The organism is Nocardia sp. NPDC050408, from assembly GCF_044458905.1.
Taxonomy (GTDB): Bacteria; Actinomycetota; Actinomycetes; order Mycobacteriales; family Mycobacteriaceae; genus Nocardia.
In genome coordinates this window covers 228,595-248,925 of sequence record NZ_JBITIL010000003.1, presented here as the reverse complement: position 1 = coordinate 248,925, position 20,331 = coordinate 228,595, and the positions used below count along the sequence as shown (strand labels likewise).

At 66.2% G+C, this 20,331-nt stretch carries 14 protein-coding genes and 1 tRNA gene; 7 read left to right on the top strand and 8 right to left on the bottom strand.

What is annotated here, in order from left to right; genetic code table 11:
* Positions 1–30: 30 nt before the first annotated feature.
* Complete coding sequence (locus ACIBJI_RS10890; RefSeq protein WP_062993065.1) at positions 31–327, top strand: excalibur calcium-binding domain-containing protein; 297 nt, start codon at positions 31–33, stop codon at positions 325–327.
* A 61-nt stretch (positions 328–388) separates the two neighbouring features.
* Here the strand turns inward: ACIBJI_RS10890 and ACIBJI_RS10885 are convergent, their stop codons facing one another.
* On the bottom strand, positions 389–610 hold the full coding sequence (locus ACIBJI_RS10885) for a DUF3618 domain-containing protein (protein ID WP_364338734.1): 222 nt from the start codon (positions 608–610) through the stop codon (positions 389–391).
* Positions 611–800: 190 nt separating this feature from the next.
* On the opposite strand from ACIBJI_RS10885, the gene bcp reads away from it, so the two are divergent.
* On the top strand, positions 801–1,274 hold the full coding sequence (gene bcp, locus ACIBJI_RS10880; protein WP_364338733.1) for a thioredoxin-dependent thiol peroxidase: 474 nt from the start codon (positions 801–803) through the stop codon (positions 1,272–1,274).
* A 163-nt stretch (positions 1,275–1,437) separates the two neighbouring features.
* On the opposite strand, the gene ACIBJI_RS10875 is transcribed toward bcp, so the two are convergent.
* Positions 1,438–2,697, bottom strand: a complete 1,260-nt coding sequence (locus ACIBJI_RS10875) for a hypothetical protein (RefSeq protein ID WP_396955715.1) — start codon at positions 2,695–2,697, stop codon at positions 1,438–1,440.
* A 314-nt stretch (positions 2,698–3,011) separates the two neighbouring features.
* Between ACIBJI_RS10875 and ACIBJI_RS10870 the strand changes: the two genes are divergently transcribed.
* Positions 3,012–3,632 carry a TetR/AcrR family transcriptional regulator gene (locus tag ACIBJI_RS10870; protein ID WP_245721387.1) on the top strand — a complete coding sequence of 207 codons (621 nt, stop codon included), beginning with the start codon at positions 3,012–3,014 and terminating at the stop codon, positions 3,630–3,632.
* Between the two features lie 60 nt (positions 3,633–3,692).
* Here the strand turns inward: ACIBJI_RS10870 and ACIBJI_RS10865 are convergent, their stop codons facing one another.
* A complete protein-coding gene (locus tag ACIBJI_RS10865; protein WP_040687506.1) occupies positions 3,693–4,127 on the bottom strand; it encodes a holo-ACP synthase in 435 nt (144 codons plus the stop codon).
* A gap of 93 nt (positions 4,128–4,220) precedes the next feature.
* Positions 4,221–13,574, bottom strand: a complete 9,354-nt coding sequence (locus ACIBJI_RS10860) for a fatty acid synthase subunit beta domain-containing protein (protein ID WP_397083906.1) — start codon at positions 13,572–13,574, stop codon at positions 4,221–4,223.
* A gap of 387 nt (positions 13,575–13,961) precedes the next feature.
* Between ACIBJI_RS10860 and ACIBJI_RS10855 the strand changes: the two genes are divergently transcribed.
* The 3 genes from ACIBJI_RS10855 to ACIBJI_RS10845 all read left to right on the top strand — a co-directional run bounded on the left by ACIBJI_RS10855 (position 13,962) and on the right by ACIBJI_RS10845 (position 15,700).
* A tRNA-Leu gene (locus ACIBJI_RS10855) sits at positions 13,962–14,043 on the top strand.
* Positions 14,044–14,215: 172 nt separating this feature from the next.
* Positions 14,216–14,641 carry a hypothetical protein gene (locus ACIBJI_RS10850; protein WP_397083904.1) on the top strand — a complete coding sequence of 142 codons (426 nt, stop codon included), beginning with the start codon at positions 14,216–14,218 and terminating at the stop codon, positions 14,639–14,641.
* 3 nt (positions 14,642–14,644) lie between these two features.
* Positions 14,645–15,700 carry a tyrosine-type recombinase/integrase gene (locus ACIBJI_RS10845; RefSeq protein ID WP_397083902.1) on the top strand — a complete coding sequence of 352 codons (1,056 nt, stop codon included), beginning with the start codon at positions 14,645–14,647 and terminating at the stop codon, positions 15,698–15,700.
* Positions 15,701–15,955: 255 nt separating this feature from the next.
* Here ACIBJI_RS10845 and ACIBJI_RS10840 read toward each other — a convergent pair whose 3' ends face one another.
* Complete coding sequence (locus ACIBJI_RS10840; protein ID WP_397083900.1) at positions 15,956–17,200, bottom strand: pentapeptide repeat-containing protein; 1,245 nt, start codon at positions 17,198–17,200, stop codon at positions 15,956–15,958.
* A 542-nt stretch (positions 17,201–17,742) separates the two neighbouring features.
* Between ACIBJI_RS10840 and ACIBJI_RS10835 the strand changes: the two genes are divergently transcribed.
* Positions 17,743–17,949 carry a hypothetical protein gene (locus tag ACIBJI_RS10835; RefSeq protein ID WP_364346626.1) on the top strand — a complete coding sequence of 69 codons (207 nt, stop codon included), beginning with the start codon at positions 17,743–17,745 and terminating at the stop codon, positions 17,947–17,949.
* A gap of 138 nt (positions 17,950–18,087) precedes the next feature.
* Here the strand turns inward: ACIBJI_RS10835 and ACIBJI_RS10830 are convergent, their stop codons facing one another.
* From ACIBJI_RS10830 to ACIBJI_RS10820, 3 genes are all read right to left on the bottom strand, one after another.
* Positions 18,088–18,480, bottom strand: a complete 393-nt coding sequence (locus ACIBJI_RS10830) for a hypothetical protein (RefSeq protein WP_364346624.1) — start codon at positions 18,478–18,480, stop codon at positions 18,088–18,090.
* Between the two features lie 273 nt (positions 18,481–18,753).
* On the bottom strand, positions 18,754–19,239 hold the full coding sequence (locus ACIBJI_RS10825) for a hypothetical protein (protein WP_364346622.1): 486 nt from the start codon (positions 19,237–19,239) through the stop codon (positions 18,754–18,756).
* A gap of 530 nt (positions 19,240–19,769) precedes the next feature.
* On the bottom strand, positions 19,770–20,198 hold the full coding sequence (locus tag ACIBJI_RS10820) for a DoxX family protein (RefSeq protein ID WP_364346620.1): 429 nt from the start codon (positions 20,196–20,198) through the stop codon (positions 19,770–19,772).
* Positions 20,199–20,331: the final 133 nt, after the last annotated feature.

The following is a 20,331-nucleotide window of genomic DNA, read 5'->3' as shown; positions in this document are numbered from 1 at the left end:
CTCCACCGCAGCACACAAACAGAGGAATATATGAACGTTCGCCGGCTCACCGTCAGCGTTGCCGCGGCAGCACTCGCCTTTCTAGCGGCGCCCGCAGCCCTGGCCGACGTCCCCACCGGTTCCGCAGGAACGGGCTCATCCGCCATCGATACCGGATCGGCCGCGACCGGTTCGGCAGGCATGTCCCAGACCGGCTCGGCCGGTGGCGCATTCGCCAACTGCGACGAGGCCCGCGCGGCCGGTCGGGCACCGCTTTTCCGCGGGGAACCGGGCTACGGCCCGCATTTGGATCCAGACGGCGACGGCTTCGCCTGCCCGACGGTCTGATAGCCCTGAAACGCAGAACACCCGGTGTGCTCAGCCACACCGGGTGTTCTGCGTTTTCGGCTCAGCGGAAAATCTTGACAAGCACCAACCCGACAACCACCACGGCCGTGCCGATCAGGCTGTACTTCACCTTCGGCTGGTTCAGCTTCGCCAGCACCATATGCTTGGTGTCATCGGCAATGCGCTGTGGATCGGCCCGTACGGCGATTTCGTCGAGCGTGCTCGCGAGCCGTGTCCGTGCGGTCTCGATCTCCCGCTCGATCCGCTCGGTATCCCTAGCCACGTATATCCTCCTGTGTTCAATTTGCGGTGCTCGCGGGGTCTCTCCGTGGTTACGCAGGCTGCCGCCTGGCGAGCCCGTCGCTCACACCGCGTGTTCAAATGTGCCGCGAACCGCGCTCGCCGACGAGTCTAGCCAGCCAGGCTGCGTGGGTGCGGCCGCGTTGTCGGGACGTTCGATTACCGTGCAAGAGGTGACCGACAACCAACGCCTCTCCCCCGGCGATCCCGCCCCCGATTTCACCCTGCCCGACGCCGATGGCAAGGACGTTTCGCTGTCCGACTACCGCGGCCGCAAGGTGATCGTCTACTTCTACCCCGCCGCGAGCACCCCCGGCTGCACCAAACAGGCCTGCGATTTCCGCGACAACCTCGCCGACCTCGGGGGTGCGGGCATCGATGTCATCGGAATCTCGCCCGATAAGCCCACCAAATTGGCCAAGTTTCGCGACAACGAAAAGCTCACCTTCCCATTGCTCTCGGATCCGGACAAATCCGTCCTTACCGCATGGGGTGCGTTCGGGGAGAAGACCATGTACGGCAAGACCGTCACCGGCGTTATCCGCTCCACATTCCTGGTCGACGAAAAAGGCGAAATCGAAGTGGCGCAGTACAACGTCCGTGCCACCGGCCATGTAGCCAAACTCCGTCGCGACCTGTCGGTGTAGACCTACTTGTCGAACGAGCGCAGGAACCGTTTGTAGCTGTCGAGCAACTGATCAGGACCGAACCGCAGATCGGCTTGCGCCCAACGGGTTTCGTCCATGTCGAAGGTGCATTGAGCGAAAGGTCCGGAGCCACTGGGGCACCGGACCTCTCGAGAGCTTTCACCTAGATGGGCTGCAACTGCTGGGCCGCCCATTGCATGAGCATGCGGACGTGGTTGTCCCACCAGCGGTAGAACTCGGGGGTGAAGGCCGCCGGCGGCGGAGCCTCACCCGGGAAGAGCATGGCGTCGTTCGGAGCACCGACTTTGACAGTCGGCCCCGGGGTTCCGGTGCCTGGAAGCTGCTGAGGCGATCCGGCCGCCTCGTTTCCGTGTTCGTGTGCGTCCGGAGAGACCAATACGGGTGGCTGAACGCCCCAGTGTTCGTTGTACTGCGGAAGGTTGTCCAGATCGAAGGCAGCCACCGTCGAGTCGGCGGTGTTTCCGGCGGCCGCGGGTTGGCGGGCCTCCGGACGATCGAACGGGTTGATATTCGGCTGCACCGAGGAGCCCGCGGTAGAGCCGCTCGGCGATCCGGTATCACCGTCGACCACGCGGGCATCCGCGGTGACCCGAGCGTCAGCGACGACTGTGCCCGTACGCGTTGTCACGTACAAGCCGCCCGCGACCAGCCCGCCCACCAGCACACTGGCCGCGGCGAACAGCGCAGGGTAAGCGCGCGTACTGCGCACCGGCTCGACCGGCTCGCTCACACCCACAGCATCGCCCATCGCGAACAGCGCGGCACCGACCGCCGAGGCGGAGGTCGCGATCTTGCACGGCAGCACCGGCGCACCGAAGCCGTCCATCGCCGCGGCAACCAACGGTCCATCCGCGGCCGAACCGATCGGCACCACCGCATCCGGCCGGACCATCGCCGCCTCGAACTGATCCCAGGCATCCGATACCGCGACGTCGAGCGTTTCGGCGGTCGCACTGCCGGACTGGCTCGTCGCGGCCAGCACCCGGCTGCGCTTGCGGTCGATCAGTGTGAACGCCTGATGCCCCGGGACGACCTCGCAGATGAGTAGATCGTCGAATTCATCGAGCCAGGTCATGACCCCGGCCACACTCAGATGTGCCGACTTGGCCGATACCAGCGAGGCAGTATGCCACGGGCCGGACGCCAATTTGGTGACGATGGCGCGCCGCTCGACGGCATCGCGGTAGGCGACTGCCGCGCCCACGATCTCCCGCTCCGACTCCAACTCTGCAGCTAGGGTGTCCAGCGCCGTCTGGACCGCGACCGCCAGGTCCGCCTTCGAATCGCCACGAGTTTTTACCACCCGCTGAAGCAGCACCCGCTCGGATAGCTTCTCGCCGCCGTCGGCGAGGGCTACCGCGTGAACGGCGCCGCGTTCGGTGGAAACGCCTAGTGTTACCACGGATCGAGCTCCCACTGATCACGCCTTCCCAGTGCAATTGCAGAGCTCACGAGCTTGCCGAAACCCCTGAGCCCCTTGGATTCCCCGGCACGAAACGTGCGTTGAGATGCACGCACGCTCGGTTATGTGTTCGGCGCCATCTCAGGCTTGGATGGGTGATGAAATGTGACAGTCCTTAACACGCAGATACGGTGCGCGTGTCGCACGCGTGTCTATACCGCTAGCCTTGATACGTGGATGTACGCACGGAGGCCAGGTCGAAGCAGCGACGTCTGGATCCTGCGTTGGACCTGCAGGACGACCCGCAGGAGCTCATGCCGCGGCGCAGGCCGACTCAGGAGCGCAGTAAACGCAAGTTCGATGCCCTCTTGCAGGCATCCCGGGAATTGCTCGTCGAGGTCGGGTTCGAATCGTTCACCTGTGAAGAGGTGGCCGCGCGGGCCGAAGTGCCGATCGGCACGCTGTATCAGTTCTTCGCCAATAAATACGTAATCGTCTGCGAGCTGAATCGCCAAGACCTGGTTGCGGTTTCGCAGGAACTCGCCGACTTCCACGGTGAAATCCCGTCATTGGACTGGTTGCGGCATATGAACCAGTTCGTCGACCATCTGGCGAATCTGTGGATGACCGACCCGTCCCGGCGCGAAGTATGGCTGGCCATGCAGTCGACCCCGTCCACCCGAGCCACCGGCGCGATCCACGAAAAGGAATTCGCCGAGGTCGTCTCGCAAATGCTGCGCCCGTTGACCCCGCGCACCCCCCGCGCACGCCGCACCATGATGGCCGAAGTCCTGGTGCATGTCGTCTACTCGATGCTGAACTTCTCCGTCCAAGACGACCAGAGCAACACCGAAGCAGTCTCCGAACTCAAACGGCTGATGGTGGCATACCTCATGGTCGCCGAAAAGGAATCCCGAACCGGCGGCCAGCGCTGATCTTTGGCAATCCGCGTTCGAGCCGAGCACCCCGGGGTGCTCGGCTCGAACATCGGTCGGCTACTGCGCTTCGCGACCTTCGATCAGGTCGGCGAGTTCACCCGGATCCTCCAGGACGACCATGGCGGCTGCGGTGTCGCCGTCGTGCGTCAGCGACAGGTGAACCCTTGCGCGGGGTAGGAATTCGGCGGCAAGGCCGTGCAGTTTGATGCTCGGGCGGCCCCAGGCGTCGTTGACCACCTCGATGAGGGGGTACGGATTATCGCCGATCTGCGGGCGGCGCGCGAAACGCGAAGACGCCCATGCCTTCAACACCGCCTCTTTGGCCGCCCAGCGCGCCGCGTAACTGCGTGCCGGGTCGGTGCCCTTGCTCTGGCAGTAGCGCCGCTCACCGGCGGTGAAACTCTCCCGGAGCATGGTGGTTCCGGACCTTTGCAACTGTTCGGCGAACTCGGAGATGGTCACCAAGTCCAAGCCGATACCCAGGATGGTCAATGCGTCGCCGCTCCTCAGCCTTCGAGCCCAAATGAAAAACTCAGAGTGCGGCCGCCGTAGCGACCGCACTCTGCACGGTAATGGCCGAAGCCGCTATGCCATAGAGCCACCGGCATCGAGCTGACCGAGAATCACTGCGCCGGTGCCGCAACCCGCGCCGTCGGCCCGGTAGGTGCCGTTACCGGACAGTCGTGCCTCCGGCGAGAGCAGCACGTCGGCCTCCAGCTGCCGCTTCTGCTCCGACGGCGTGCCATCGGCACCGAGACGCCGATCCGCGGGCCGCTCGTAGAGCGGTGCGCCGCCGCACATGGCCTCGGTGAACCGCTGCCGTCCGGCGAGCTGACGCTCCTGCGCCCGGCGCTGGTACTCCTCGCGCCGTCCCGGCTCGATCGCCTGGATGAACGCCTCCGGATGCACCACCGCGAGCAGACCCGATACGTGGCCGAAGCCGAGCGAGGTCAGCAGACCGGCCTTGAGCGGGAAGCGCTCACCGAAGCGCAGCGGTTCGCGTGCCCAGACCAGATGCGGGTAGGCCTGCATCTTGTCGTCGACGCAGTCCAGGCTCCGATTCGGCGGCACCACAGCGTTTTCCAGCACCTGGCACAGGCCGATGAGCTGGAAGGCGGCCGCGCCGCCCTTGGCGTGTCCGGTCAGGCTCTTCTGCGAAACCACGAACAGCGGTGCGCCTTCGGAACGTCCGATGGCCGTGGCCAACCGCTCGTGCAGTTCGGACTCGTTCGGATCGTTGGCCGCGGTCGAGGTGTCGTGCTTGGAGATGACCGCGATATCGTCCGGCGCCACACCGAGTTTGCGCAGTTCGGCGGCGAACTTGGATTCGCGACCGCCACGCCCGGCACCGAGTGCGCCCAGGCCGGGCGCCGGGATAGAGGTGTGCACACCATCGGCGAAGGACTGTGCGAAGGCGACCACACCGAGCACCGGCAGGCCCATTTCCACCGCCACGTCACCGCGCGCCAGCAGGACGGTGCCACCACCCTGCGATTCCACGAAGCCGCCGCGACGGCGGTCGTTGGCCCGGGAGAAGTACCGGTCGCTGATGCCCTTGGCGCTCATGGCCGCCGAGTCCGCGGTCGCCGACATATCACCGAAGCCGACGATGCCCTCGATACCGAGATCGTCGAAGCCACCGGCGACCACCAATTCGGCCTTGCCCAAACGGATCTTGTCGACGCCCTCCTCGACCGACACCGCGGCCGTCGCGCAGGCCGCCACCGGATGCACCATCGCACCGTAGCTGCCGACGTAGGACTGCACCACATGCGCGAGCGCGACGTTGGGCAGTGCCTCCTGCAGGATGTCGTTCGGGCGCGACTCACCGAGCAGGTTGTCGATGTAGAGCGAGCGCATCGAGGACATGCCGCCCATACCGGTGCCCTGGGTGTTGGCGACCAGGCTCGGGTGCACCCAGCTCATCAGCTCGGCCGGGCTGAACCCGGAGCTGATGAACGCATCGACGGTGCAGACGATATTCCACAGCGCCACCCGGTCCACCGAGGCCGCCATATCGGCGGAGATGCCCCAGATGGTGGGATCCCAGCCGGTCGGGATCTGACCGCCGACAGTGCGCGACAGCTTGGCCTTGCGCGGCACCCGGATCTCGGTGCCCGCCTTGCGGATCACCTGCCAGTCACCGGAGTCGGCGACCGGGGTGATCACCGTGTGCTCCGGATCCGCGGCGTAGAAGGCGCGCGCCTCGGCCTCGCCGCCGACCGTGAAGGTCAGATCCTGGTCCAGGAAGACCGAGGTCATCAGCGGTGCGGCATTGTCGATCATGGCGCCGTCGTCGGCGTAGCGGCGCACACCGCAGCGCGCGACGACCGCATCGTGGTACTTCTCGGCGACCTCGTGTTCAGGGACGTAGTCACCGGATTCGGTGTCGTACCAGCCGGGCTTGGGATCGTTCTCCCAAGCGACCAGACCGGTGGTCCAGGCGAGTTCGAGCACGCCGGCGGCGGAGAGCTCGTCGGAGACCTCCATCTCGAACCGGGTGCGCGCCGAACCGTACGGGCCGAGCTCGCCGGCGCCGACGATGACGACCATATCGGCGAGATCGGCGGTCACCGAACCCCATTCGGGCACCGGCAGCGCCGAGCTCATGGTCGGCGGTGCGGGCAGCGCCGAAATCGTCGCCGCCGCAACGGTTTCCTCGTTCTCGGCCGGTGCGTCCTCCTGGGCCTGCTTGGCCAGCGCGGGCAGATCGAGCTTGACCCTGGCAAGTCCTCCGGTGAGGTCGATCTGCTGCGGTCCGGTTGCGGTCACCTGACGGGCCCGCGAGGTGCACCACTTGAGCAGCTCATCGGCCATCTCGGTGGTGGACCAGGTGTGCACACCGGCCTTTTCGACCGCGGTCACCATCGGATCGTTGTGGCCCATCAGCCCGGTGCCGCGCACCCAGCCGATCAGGGCGTGTACCAGGGTGACCCGGCTCGACCACGACTTCTCCGCGCGCCACTTGGCGACCACCGCGTCGAGTGCGGCCTTCGACTCACCGTAGGCGCCGTCGCCGCCGAACATGCCGCGGTTGGGCGAACCCGGAAGCACCACATGCAGTTTCGCGTCGACATCGTGATCGGCGCCGATCTTGGACAGCCCACCGATCAGCCGCTCGACCGACCAGAGCAGCACCCGCATCTCCATTTCGGCACGGGCACCGGCGTCGGCGAGATCACCGGCGACCCGCGGCGCCGCGAACGGCAGCAGCAGGGTCGGTGTCATCGCGTCCTTGATCTTGACCTTCGCACCACCAGCATTGTCGACCTGCTCGCTGCCGACCCAGTCGATCAACGCGTCGACGTCCTGGTAGGAAGCCATATTCGCGGGCACGACCCAGAGCGCGGCGCCGTGGCGCGCGTTCTCCCGGTAGAGCTTGCGGTAGAAGGCCAGCCGCGCGTCGTTGAGGCTCGAGGTGGTGACCACGACCGTGGCGCCGCCGCCGAGCAGTCGACCGGCGGCCGCCGCCGCGATGGAACCCTTACTGGCACCGGTGATCACGGCGATATCCGAGGACCACAGGCCGGACTCTTCGGTGCTCAGCGCCGCCTCGGCGATGCGCTCGTACAGTCCGGCCAGCACCGAGCGGGCCTCGTGCTTGGCCTTCTCACGCCACCAGTTCGCCTGTGCCGCAACGGCTTCACCGGCACCGGAGAAACCCTCTACCGACTCCGCACCGGAACCGATGTCATCGAGCAGCCAGAGCTTGGCCAGATCCTCGCGCGCGGTCGCCCAGCGGTCGTCGATCAGCACGGCCTTGCGGGCATCGAAGGCGGGCGCGACCAAACGCGGCCAGTCCGAACCCAATTCGGCCGAGACCAGATCCACCAGGGTGTCGTCGCTGGCCTCCGGCGCGGAGACCTGCTCGGCCAGGCCGAGCTGTTCGAGCACCACGCGCGCGGCCGTGGCGAGCACGCCGTCACGACCGGTGATCTGCTCGGTGAACTCACCCAGCGCCGCGGCGTCCACAGTGGCGCCGCCACCGCCGCCCGCGCTCGGCAGCGATACCGCGACACCGCGACGGGCCGCGACGGCCTGCACGGCCGCGTCGATGGCGGCATCGACCGACGCGGCGTCGCTGACACTCGCGACCAGTCCGCCGAGATCGCCACCACGCACGCTGACACCCTCGCGGGTACCGAGCGAAACCTCGGCGGTGACATGGTGGGCCCAGCCGTCGCCCAGCTCCCAGACCTTCTTGACGCGCTCGGCGATCGCGGCGGGCCGCTTACCGGACGGACCGAACACCTTGCGCAGGTGATCGCCGATGGCATCCGACAGCACCGAACCAAAAGGCTTGTAAGTGCGCGCAAGTCGCTCGACCGTGGCCGAGAGCGCACCCATATCGGCATCGGCGGCACCGTCGATCGCACCGAGCGACAGCTCGGAGCCGAGGTCGACGAGCAGCTGATTGCGCCGCGACGAAACACCGTCGCAGAGACCCTCGATGGTGTCGACCGGGCCGATCTGATCCAGCCGCAGCTTGGTCCACAGCGCGATGAGTACGCGGGTGGCGTCGGCGGCGGTGAACGCGATGTCATCCGGACGCGGACCACCCGAGCTCGCGACGGGTGCGGCCACCGGGGCCGCCGCGGCCGGCGCTGCGGCCGAAGCGGTCTCGACCGGGTCGTCAGCGGGCTCGTCGACCGGCGCGGGATCGGTATCGGTCGAGTACACGATCGCGGCCTCGCGCTCGATATTCAGCACCTCGACGGTGACCGTGCCGAAGGCGGGCAGCTTCAGCGTCTGGCTGGCCAGGTTCGCCACGGTCGGCGTTGCGCCCAAACCGATTTCGACGAAACGCTGCACCCCGAGACCGCCGTGGTCGGCATCGGTGAACAGCAGATCCTGGGTCTCGATCCAGCGCACCGGGCTGGCGAACTGCCAGGCCAGCAGCTCGATAAGCACCACGCGGCACAGTTCGGTCGGGCGTGCGGCCCAGTTGTCGAAGTCGGCGAGCACGGCGGCCAGCGGCTCCGAGGGCACCAGATCGGCGATCTCCTGGATGAATGCGCGCTCCAGCGAGAACGGCTTGGGCACCAGGTTCGGAATATAGCGGCCGAGCAGGATTTCCGGATGCAGATCCGCGGGCAGCAGCTGCTCGAGCTTCTGCCGGAACTCCGGCACACCCTCGCGCAGCACGGTGGAGTGGAACGGCACATCGATGCCGGGAACCAGGATGAACGCCCGCTTACCGCCGAATTCGGCACGGCGGCGGTCGATTTCGGTCTCCAACGCCTCGAGGCCCTTGACCGTGCCCGCGATCGCGTACTGCGAACCGCGCAGGTTCAGGTTGACGACCTCGAGGAACTCCCCGACGCTCTCGCCCACACCCTTGACGAAGTCGATGACCTCATCATCGGGCAGCCCGATCTGCGACGGCCGGATGGCGGCCATCCGATAGTCGCTGCGGCCCTGCGCATCCCGGGGCACCAGCTCGTGCATGGCGGAGCCGCGCTGGAAGACGACCTCCAGCACCGCCTCCAGCGGCAGCACACCGGCAACGGCCGCGAGCGCGTTGTATTCACCGACCGAATGTCCGGCCAGCATGGCGCCCTCGACGTAGGCACCGGCCTCACGCAGCTCGGCGACCTGAGCCACACCGAGCACCGCCATCGCGACCTGGGTGAACTGGGTCAGGTGCAGCACGCCGTCCGGGTGCCGGTGTTCGACACCACGCGCCTTGAGGTAGGTCGGGTTGTCCCGCACCACGGCCAGGATCGAAAAGCCCAGTGCCGCACGGGTGTGCTTATCGGCGCGCTCCCAGATCTCCTTGGCGGCCTTGGAGCGGGCGCGGGCGTCCAGGCCCATGCCCTTGCGCTGAATGCCCTGGCCCGGAAAGGCGTAGACGGTCTTCGGGGCGGCGGTGCGACCGGTCGCGGTCATCACCAGATCGCCGTCGGCGCGGCAGGAGACCTCGACGATCTCGCTGCCCCTGTCGACCGCGATTCGCTCGACGCGCACGTCGATCTCCGCGCCCGGGCGGACCATACCGAGGAAGCGAGTGGTCCAGGCGGTCAAAGTCCGTGCCGGAGTGGAGCTTTCGGGATCCACCGCGGACACCACGTGCTGCGCGGCGGCCGAAAGCCACATGCCGTGCACGATCGGGCTGCCGAGTCCGGCCAGTTTGGCGGCGGAATCGCTGGTGTGGATGGGGTTGTAGTCACCGGAGACCGCGGCGAAGGCACGCATGGTGCGCGGCGCCAGGATGGTGACGTCACGGCGGCGGCGACGCGGGGTGTCGGTGGCCGCATCGGAGACCACACCGGCCGCGCGCGGCGGATCGGTCAACTCGCCCGCGCCATTGCGGCCGCGGATGGCGAAGCGTTCGGTCAGCGTCGCCAGCGGCACCACATCGAGGCCCTGATCCCGCATCTCACCGACGGACACCCGCACCTCGACGACGCGTCCCAGATCGGTGTCGACAACGTCACCCGATTCGGCGCGGACAACGAGGATGCTGGTGTCGTGCGGCAGGTCGCGCTCGAGTGCGATCTGGTGATCGAGGTGGACCAGATCCAGCATGCCCTCGATGACACTGTCGCCGTCGGCGCTGCGTGCGGCGCCGAGCACTGCGAAGACGGCGGGCCAGCACGCACCGACGAGCACATCGGGCGCGCTGCGCCCGAGCGTGCTCAGTGCGCCGGGCAGGCCCGAACCGGTGACACCCGCGTGGTCGGCGATGAGGTCCGGGGTCCAGGCCACATTGAGGTGTGCGACCTTGCCCTTCACCTCCGGCAGTGCCTGGCCGGCGGCGACCGCGAGCAGTGCGGACATGGCGGTGTCGGCATCGGTTTCGGTGATCACCGGCGCGCCGCCGTTGTAGAGGGAGGTCGGCACGGTGATGCGCAGGCGGATGCGCACGGCGTCACCACCGAACAGCGGCACCGTGAGCTCGACATAGGCGTGATCGGCATCCGGGCCGGTGGTTTCGGTGACCGTCGCACCGGTCGGCGGATGTACCGCCCCTTTGTCATCGACGGTCCATTCGGCGACGTCGCCGAGGCGGTGGATCGGGTTGACCGTGGTGCGGCCGGACCATTCGACATCCGGCGCGGCCAACACCGCGTCGATCGGTCCCTCGGTGACACCAGCGGAGCGGCGCGCGTGCACCACGACCGGCGACACACCGGCACGAACCAGCGCATACGCCGTGTCCTGCTCGAAACGATCGAGCAATTCGCCGACCGGCTCGTCGACGCGGGTAATACCGGCGACCGCGACCGTGCCCGGAATGACGCAGACCTGATCGGCCGAGTAACGCGGATCATGAGCCTGCCACAGCGAATCCGAACGCCACCAGCGGCGCACATCGCCGTCGACCACCGGCACGAAGTTCACCGGCTTACCCGGGGTCTTGCACAGACTGACGAAGAACGGCACATCCGCCGGGTGCAGCAGGGTCTGCTCGGCGGCCGGGTACTGCTGCTTCAGCGTGCACAGCGCGTCGACCGGGTTCTCGAAGACCTCGTCGGATTCGAACAACGTCGGGATCTCACCGCGGTCGGCCGGGTGCAGCCGGGATTCGGTGCGGCGCATCATCTCCGCGAACCGGTCCCGCCAGGTGATATCGAGCCAGACCGAACGGGTGGCGTCCAGGATGGCGTCGCCGAGGTCGCTGCCGCAGTCGAAGTCCTTGCGGCGGTCCAGGCCGACGGCCAGCTCGACGTAGCGTTCCAGCCACCCGAGGTAGGTCATGGTCGTGACATCGCCGAAATACGGCTTGGCGGTGGCATTCAGCGCGGCGATGATCTCGTCGCGGCGCTCGGCGACCGCATCGGCGTCACCGGCGACCTCGTCGAGCAGGCGGCCGGTGCGCGAGGCCGCATTGTCGATCTCGTGGATATCGGCACCCAATTGGCTACGGCCGGAAGCCATTCCGCCGGTCGCGGTGCCCGCGCCGACCCAGTCCGGGGTGCCGGGGGTATCGACGAGCAGCTGCTTGACCTCAGGTGCGGTGGTGGCCTCGAGCGTCGCCATGGCGGCGGTGCCGACCAGCACGCCATCGAGCGGCATCACCGGATAGCCGTACGGCACAGCCCATTCGCCGGTCAGGTATTCGGTGGCGCGCTCAGGGGTACCGATGCCGCCGCCGACGCAGACCACCACATTCTCGCGGTTGCGCAGCTCGGCGTAGGTCTCCAGCAGCAGGTCGTCCAGGTCCTCCCAGGAGTGGTGTCCACCGGCCCGGCCGCCCTCGATGTGCATGATCACCGGGTAGTCCGGCACCTCGTCGGCGATGCGCAACACCGCGCGGATCTGAGCGACGGTGCCCGGCTTGAACGCCACATGTGTAATGCCGACCTCGGTCAGTTCGGCGATGAGCGCGACGGCTTCTTCCAGCTCCGGAATGCCCGCCGTGACGACGACACCGTCGAACGGCGCACCCGCCGCACGGGCCTTCTGCACCAGGCGCTTGCCGCCGAGCTGCAGTTTCCACAGGTACGGGTCGAGGAACAGCGAGTTGAATTGCACCGCGCGGCCCGGATGCAGCAGCGTCTTCAGCTCGGCAACCCGGTCGGCGAAGATCTGCTCGGTGACCTGACCGCCACCGGCCAGCTCCGCCCAGTGGCCCGCATTCGCGGCCGCCGCAACGATTTTCGCGTCCACCGTGGTCGGGGTCATGCCCGCCAACAGGATCGGCGAGCGACCGGTCAGCTTGGTGAACGAGGTCTCGACCACGATGCGTCCGCTTGGCAGGCGCACCGGGCGCGGAGCGAAGGCCGACCACGGCTGAGCCACCTCGGGTGCGGCGCCAGGAGTCAGCAGGCTGCGCTGGCCCGCGCGGGTCGCGGCCGCGACGATGCCGACGCCGGTACCCTTCAGCGAACCGCTGGTGAGTCGACTCAGCAGGTCTCCGGGGCCCAGATCGAGAATCCACTGCGCACCGGCGGCGACGACGCCGTCTACCTCCTCGACCCAGTCGATCGGGTCGACGAGGATCTCCTTGGCCAGCGAACCCGCGAGTTCCGCATCCAGACCACACTGGGAAGCCCAGCCGCTCACGATGTCGACCGTGTCGGCGAGCGCGGGGTGATGGAAGGCGACATCGACGGCCAGATCCTCGAAGACCGGCGCGAAGACCGCGCCACCGCGCGTCTTCGCATCGCGCTCGCGGGTCTGCTCGTCATGGATCTGGGAGCAACGCTGACGCACCCGCTCCAGCTGGGTCGGCGTGCCGGAAAGGACCACGCGACGACGACCGTTGCGAATCGAAACCACCGCGGCCGCGGCGGGATCCACGCCCGCGGACACCTCGGCCACCACCGTGCGCAGATGTTCGGGATCGACATTCGACACCGCGACCATCGACGAACGCTCGCCCACCGGCATCAGACCGCGCCGCCGCGCAACCAAACCCGCTGCGGCACCGATCATTTGGGCGATGGCGAGCAGTTCGGCGTCGCGCTGTCCACCGGCCTGTACCGAGGTTGCGGCGAGGCGCCCCTGCGAGTGCCCGACAACCGCGACCGGCGCGTGCTCGTTGGCATCCAGCCCCTGCAGCCGCAGCGCGCGCACGGCGGCCACCTGCGTCAGGAATACGCCCGGCATCGAAACCACGGCCGACCGGAGCACCTGCTCCGAAGGCGCACCGGAAACCTCGGCCTCATCACCCTCGGCGAGCTCGTTCTCGAGCATCCAGCCGATCGGGTCGAAACCGACCGGTCGTACGACAAGTAGTTGTGCCGCAACAGGTTCCAGCAGTGTCGCCGCTTCGTTGACCAATGCGGTCAGTTCGGGCTCCAGTGCGGCGTCGCGCCCGATCTCCTCCAACTCACCGAGCCAACGCGCACCTTGCCCACCGAAGGCCAGCGCGTAGGGCGTTCCGCCCAGCAGTCGATCCAGCAGCGGGGACCGCGAACCCCCCTGCTGTGGCGCCCCAACCACTTTCGGGCTCTGTCCGGTTCCGGCCGCAGTGCTCTCATTGATCGTCAAGACGCTTCGACTTCCTTCTCCTGGCGACATGCCGTTCAAGACACGCCGCTCCCTCCGGTGCGCAGGTGTTCCTCACCAATGAGCCCTGATGACTGCAAGGATTCCAGAAAATCATGAGGAAATCCTCACGTTTGTGTCGCGACGCGTGTCTTACCGTCGAGTATTTCCGTACCGACGTACCAGAATGCCCAGAAACATGACTCTCCCTCATGTTCAAACCCGCTGGTCCACCCGGTTACTAACGCGTACGAAACATGAGCACTCCTCATGTTGAGCGTTATCGAATCGTTATAATACCAGGTGGGGTTACTGGCGAGTACGACATGCCGGGGCTGCGCTTCGCGATGTCGGTCAAGCCCGGTAGAGTTTGGACGGTCGTACCATCAAGCGCGAGTGGCGAAATTGGCAGACGCGCCAGATTTAGGTTCTGGTGTCCACGGACGTAGGGGTTCAAGTCCCCTCTCGCGCACAGATTCCCGGCAGATTTGCCGGATTTGCGTGCCGTGTGTTCGAGCGCACTCGAACACACGGAGGTGACCAGGGAAAATGCGCACCCACCTGCGACAACTTCTGACAGATCCGCCAGGATCGACCATCGATGACCCTGCCGGGCCGGACACGGGAAACGATCGGGGCCGCCGATGATTCCCCCGCTCGTTCTCCCGCAGGCACCACTGGAACAGCTGATCCGCGGTCCGCTGCCGGGCCCGCCGGAACCGGCGTCCATCCCCGACGACGACATCCTGTGCGGCATATCAACGCTCGGCGAGGCCGGCAGAGTCCTCGACCGGTATGTCATGGCAGCGCTCGATTGGTCGCCGGGAACGAAGCTGCAGATACAGCCTGTCGACGACGTTCTACTTGTCGGCCCGTCTCCCGACGGTCAGGTACGCGTCAGCGGCGACGGCTATTTCCGCATCCCGTTCCGGCAACGACGCCGAGTCAGCCTCCTCATCGGCCAGCGCGTCCTGCTGACCGGCCGCCGCAGCCGCGAACAGCTCCTGGTCCATCCGCCCTCCGCGCTGGGCAGGCTCCTGGCCGCCCGCCTGACATTGCTGGACCGGTGACCTGTGGTCGTTCCGAATCCGGCAGTCGCTACGAGTGACACCATCGCCGCGGCACGCCTGCTACTCACGCAGATGGGCCTGTCACCCGCAGACCTCGTAGCCCCCACCGCAGCCGTGCCGACATTCGCTGAGATCATCCCGGCGGTCCGAGCGACCCTCGAAGCCGGTACGCGAGGCACCTACGGCACCCATCTCAACCGCCTCGAAAAGCAATGGGGCGACCGCAGATTGGACCACGTCACCAAACCCGAGCTCGATGCCATGGCACACACCATCCGCTCGACCGCACGCACCAACCGAGCCTCCCGCGGAGGCATCAGCGCCGTCGAACACTTCATCTCCACCGTCCGCTGCATCTACCGATACGCAGAAGACAGAGGGTGGATCCGCCCCAGCGACAACCCCGCCCGCCAGCTCACATTCCCGACACGCCGCAAATCGCACCGCTACGCCATCCCATCCGACCAACTCGCCGAAATCTGCCAGGTCGCCGCTACCACCGGCAACGACCCCGACCTAGACTCCCTGCTCCTGCGCCTGCACCTCGAAACAGCCTGCCGCCGAAGCGGAGCCCTCGCACTACGCCCCCACGACCTCGACACCACACAATGCCTGCTCTACCTCCGCGAGAAAGACGGAACCGACCGCTGGCAACCGGTCTCCCCCACCCTGATGAGCCACCTCACCACCCACGCCCACGAACGCCACAGCCCCCAATCCGGACAACTCCTGCGATACAGCAACGGCAAGCCCATCACCCACCGACGCCACGACCACCTCTGGCACCGCATCGGCCAAGAACTCCCCTGGGTCGCCACTCAGGGCATCACCACACACTGGCTACGCCACACCACACTGACCTGGGTCGAACGCACCTTTAGTTACGCCGTCGCCCGCGAATACGCAGGGCATTCAGGCAAAACCGGCGGCACCACCGCCACCTACGTCAAAGCCAACCTCCATGAGGTCGCCGCAGCACTGTCTATCCTGACAGCCGAACCACACCCACTGGCAACTCACACCGCCACCCGACCGACGAGCACGACAACAGTTCACTGACATTCGGTGAGCCGTAGGTGCCGGGCGGGGTGTGTGTGACTGACCACCACATCTGTCACCAGCGGCGTTGGTGAGCTGGGACGAGCCGAGGTTCTGATCACGGTATCTGTCACCGTTTTTCCATCGCATGTATCACCGATCTTGCTCGTTCCCCACGAGCTGACCGGACTAGCGCATGCTTAGCAAACATTCGCTCATGCCGATGAGCGTGCACTGGCCGCGAGCAAACGATCGTTATCGGTGGTCAGGGTCGGATTATGGTGGAGTAAACCCCTCCGGCCACTGTGTGGTCTCGTCGTATGTCGCGTTGAATATAAAGGTCGCGTCGTCCAGCATCGCGCCGGTCAGGTCTACGCCGGTTAGGTTCGCCAAGGTCAGATTCGCGCCGGTCAGGCCCGCGTGGGTCAGGTCCGCGCCGGCTAGGTCCGCGCCGGTGAGGTTCGCGTTGGTGAGGTCCGAGCCAGAAAGATCCGCGCCAGTAAGTTTCGCGTTGGTCAGGTCCGCGTTGTCTAGGCCCGCGTTGTACATGTGCGCTTCGGTCAGGTTCGCGTTGGTCAGATCCACACGATTCAGTTCGGCCTCAGCCAGGTCCGCTTTGTGTAGGTCAGCGCCGATCAATTTCGCGCCCGTCATGTTCGCGCTGGTCAGTTTCGCGCCAGTAAGTTTCGCGTTGGTCAGGTTCGCGTATTCCAGGTTTGCATCGACCAGGTCCGCGCCGTTCAGGCCCGCGCCGTTGAAGTTCGCGCCGTTCAGTTTCGCGCCGTTCAAGGCGGCGTTGGCCAACTTCGCGCTGGTTAGTTCCGCGTTGATCAGCATCGCACCAGTCAGATTCGCGAAGAACAGGTTCGCGCCGTTCAAGTTTGCGTCGACGAGGTCCGCGTTCTCCAGGTCTGCGCTGACCAGAAAGAGATCAGAGAGATTGTTCCTGCGCAGGATGCAACCCGGGAGCGATACCTGATGCAGGCTGATATCGGTGGCAGTCCAGGATTTCGGGTGCTCGGCGGGACGGTGGCGACGCTCGGCCAGGATCGTGATGATGGTCTGACGGATCTCGCGTTCGGACAGATCCGGTTTCTTGGGGTCGTCGCTCTCGGGAAATGGGACACGCAGGTACCACTGGAGCAAATTGATGCAGACCTGGCGTTCGTCGTCTTCACCGAAGGCATGCCAATCATCGGCGAGCGCGGTCAGCGCATAGACACCCGCTTGCCTGATCGCAGCCGACTCATGGGCGATCTGGGCCGCGATGGCGGTGTAGCGATCACGCAGGGTCGATACCTGTGCTCGGCTAGAGTCTTCCGCGTGCCGTTCGCGCTCACGGTCCATCTCGGTCCGGTGGCGCTCTCGCTCGCGCGTCGTATCAGCTTCATGTTGCCGCTTGGTGAGATCGCGGGTGCGTTCACCGTGGAGGTACGCCAGGATGCCAGCGGAAAGCGCTCCGGCTCCGGCGAGCAGCGTCGCGAGCGGTTGGCCGAAGGCGGGCGAGACCCCGGACAACACAGCGGCACCGAAGCCCGCTCCGCCAGCACCGGCTAGTGCGAGCCCGGTCCAGATCGATCGGCGGTGCGTCGCGCTCCACCTGCGGATCAGATTCCCGGCAGCGGCTCCGGTGACAGCCTTCTCCCCCTCGGACATGGGAAGACGGTACAGCGCAGGTGGTTTCAGCGTCAGGACAATCCGGCAGACAAGACCTGTGGGTCGTGACGGCTGGTTGAACCATGCACGCTAGTCACGAGTCTTATAGCTGATCACCGCACCGGCTTTCCCGGACTTCTTGGCCAGGTCGTATACGCCGGGAACGGCGGAAAGTCGATCAAACTCAGCGGCGGCCGCTTTGTCACCCTCTGTGGTTGGCGGAAACTTGATCTCATGTTCTGACGTAGCTCACCTCCTCGTCGCCTACGTACCAAGGTCGTTCACCAGGAGAGTGGTTGGACAATGCTCCGACCGGACTGCGATGCGCGGTATCCGGCGTGTGCGGACGTCCAGGGACGTGAGCCCAGCAAACCGAACCTGTCGGTCTGCGCCGTTAGCCTGCCCCTGTGGCTATCGAAGAAGGCTCCAAGGTCCGCTTAGGCGAAGGCGGCGTCAGCGTGTTCCGCGTGATCGAGATCGGCGTCGACGGTGACCTGAACCGCGCGATCGTCGAAGCCGTCGACGAACCGAAGCCTGGCGTCTATCAGTGGCCGACCGATATCAGGCGACTCGTGCCCGTCGACGAGTCTCGCCAGCCCGCCGACACCGCTTAGCTAAGAGTTCAGCGATACGAAACGCGCGGTAATGCCGCGTTGCGCGCTGAGAGAACCGGCCAAGCCGCGGCCAGCCGAACGCACTGATCTGCCGATTGCACGGCGCTCTGGGGGCTGATGTGGTGTGACGGATTGGGCTTATACGCAGGCCCCGTCGGCGGCATCGCGGATTCCGGCCTTCATCGCGGCGCGGTCGTCCTCGGACGTGTCGCTCCACCTCGGCGACTTCGAGGCATCCTCGATGACTCCCTCAGCGGCCTCTTCGGCAGTCCATCCGGGTTCCGCGTCGGCGAGCCTTTTGGCCTCGGTGAAGAAGTCGAGCCAACCCAGACAGGTCTCCCGTCGCAAGCCTGCGCCGCCGGGAATGAAAGTAGCCGGGCCCGGCACCGTAGCGTCCGGAACCGACGACTCGCTCGCTGGTGCTGAGGCCGGCGCGCTCGGTGCGGCCGGAGTGGTGCTCGACGAACCGCATGCTGTCAGGACGACAGGCGCGAGCACGGCGATAGCGATGACGGCGGCACGAGCGGCCACAGTGTCCCCCGATCGAGTTCGTCTGGATCCCGGGGATGCTAACCGATCACGAATACTGCCGCCCCGGCGATCAATCCCGCGGTGGGCAATCCTGCGGCAGTCAAGACCTGTCAGGCGGTGCGTTGAAGTCGGCGGTTGACCGGCTGTATGGGCGGCTCGGATTCCGGTCGGGTGCATCAGGTGTCTACCGGTTCGATTCAACCGACTGGCCCGCGGCGCCAACGCACGGTAATGCCGCTGATCGCGCTGACCGAACCGGTCGGCGTGTGATCGCTACGGGATGCAGTCGTAGCCGTTGACGTAGGCCGGAGCATTCGCGATGTTGCCGGAGATGGTGACGAACTCGATGGGTTTGCCGTCGAGGCCGATGGGCGCTGGAGGTTGTTTTCCGCAGTTGTAGGTGATCGGTGTCGGGCTGCGTTGGGTGATCTGCCAGGGACCTCTCATCGTGTTGTCTTGTCCGACAGTGCCTTCAGTGGGTTGGCAGTCGCCTCGGCCGGTGATCACGACGGTGTCTCCATCCTTGTACCCCAGCGGTGGCACGACGATGGCCTCATCGCATACGTACGTGGGGATGTGGGAGGGTCCGGCGTGGCTGTCGTCGGCTGGGGTGGTCGCGGTGGTGGTTGGTGCGCCAAACTTGGCCGCGGTCGTCGTCGTGGATATCGGGGCTGCTATCGGTGAGGTGCTGGGATGCGTCGAGCAGCCGGTGAGCGCGACCGCGAGTAGGCCGAGGGCGAGGTAGGCGGGTTTGGTCACGAGGTGGTACCCCCTGTCGTTGAGTGCGAATGCCGGGCGATGCTAATCGAGGCCGTCACAAAATCCCATGTCTGTCAGAAGGTTGCCGGTTCGGTGACCGATTCCGATTGCCCAGCTCTGCCGCCGCGCCGATCACGGTTTATTTCGGTACCTGCCAGCCCTTGCCGGCACAAGCTTTGGCTGGCAGTAGCGTCCACTCATGCCGCATATCGGTCGAGCAGTGCGCGAGATCGATTGCCGCGTTGAACATCCTGCATCGGCTCCGGTGACGCGCGTGGACCAGCGATAAGAGGACTCGCCCGCGTACGGCACAGGCTCGCGCGTCGGACTGGGGCACCAAACCGCCCGCAGCGAAACAAAACTGTCATCACATGACCCGGAGGGTCGCGGGGTGGGCGGCCCGACCCGGTGACGCCCGCCGCGCGACTGCGATGGGACAGCCCGACCAACCCGACCGGACCGTCCCCTGTCACGCACAACGCGGCTACCGGCGGCTGGGGTGCCGCCGGTAGCCGGGCGTTATGCGCGGGTCATCGCTGGATCAGCGCGCGCAGAGCGGTGATCGAGGCCCGGCGTTCGTAGGCGATCCAGGCGAAGATCGCGGTGAGCGCCAGCGGGAACGGCGCCAATTCCGGGGTTCCGGCCACGAAGGCGTTGAAGCCGGCGGCAAGGAAGGTGACAATCGCCAGGCCGATCGCGGCGGCCGCGGTCAGTCGGGGCACCACGAGTCCGATGCCGCCCGCGACCTCGGCGAGACCGATGAAGACCAGCAGCGCCAACGGGATCGAGAAAGCGGTGGCGTTGTTTTCCATCAGGGTCTGCGGGATGAGGAGCTTCGGGCCGCCGGAGGCAATGATGAAGAACAGACCGAGCACGATCTGCAGAGTCCACAGGACACGGTTGCGGATCTTGCCGGGGCGGACGGAGGCGGTGGTCTGGGTGGCGGTGACGGCGGTCATTTGGTCATCCTTCTGGGTCGGTAGCGCCGGGTTGGTGGCGCGTTCACCGGTAAGGACGGGGGTGGTTCGGAAAATTCATCGCCGCGGTCGAAAGAATCTTCACCGCGCCGTCGGGACTGAATGTGGGCTGTGT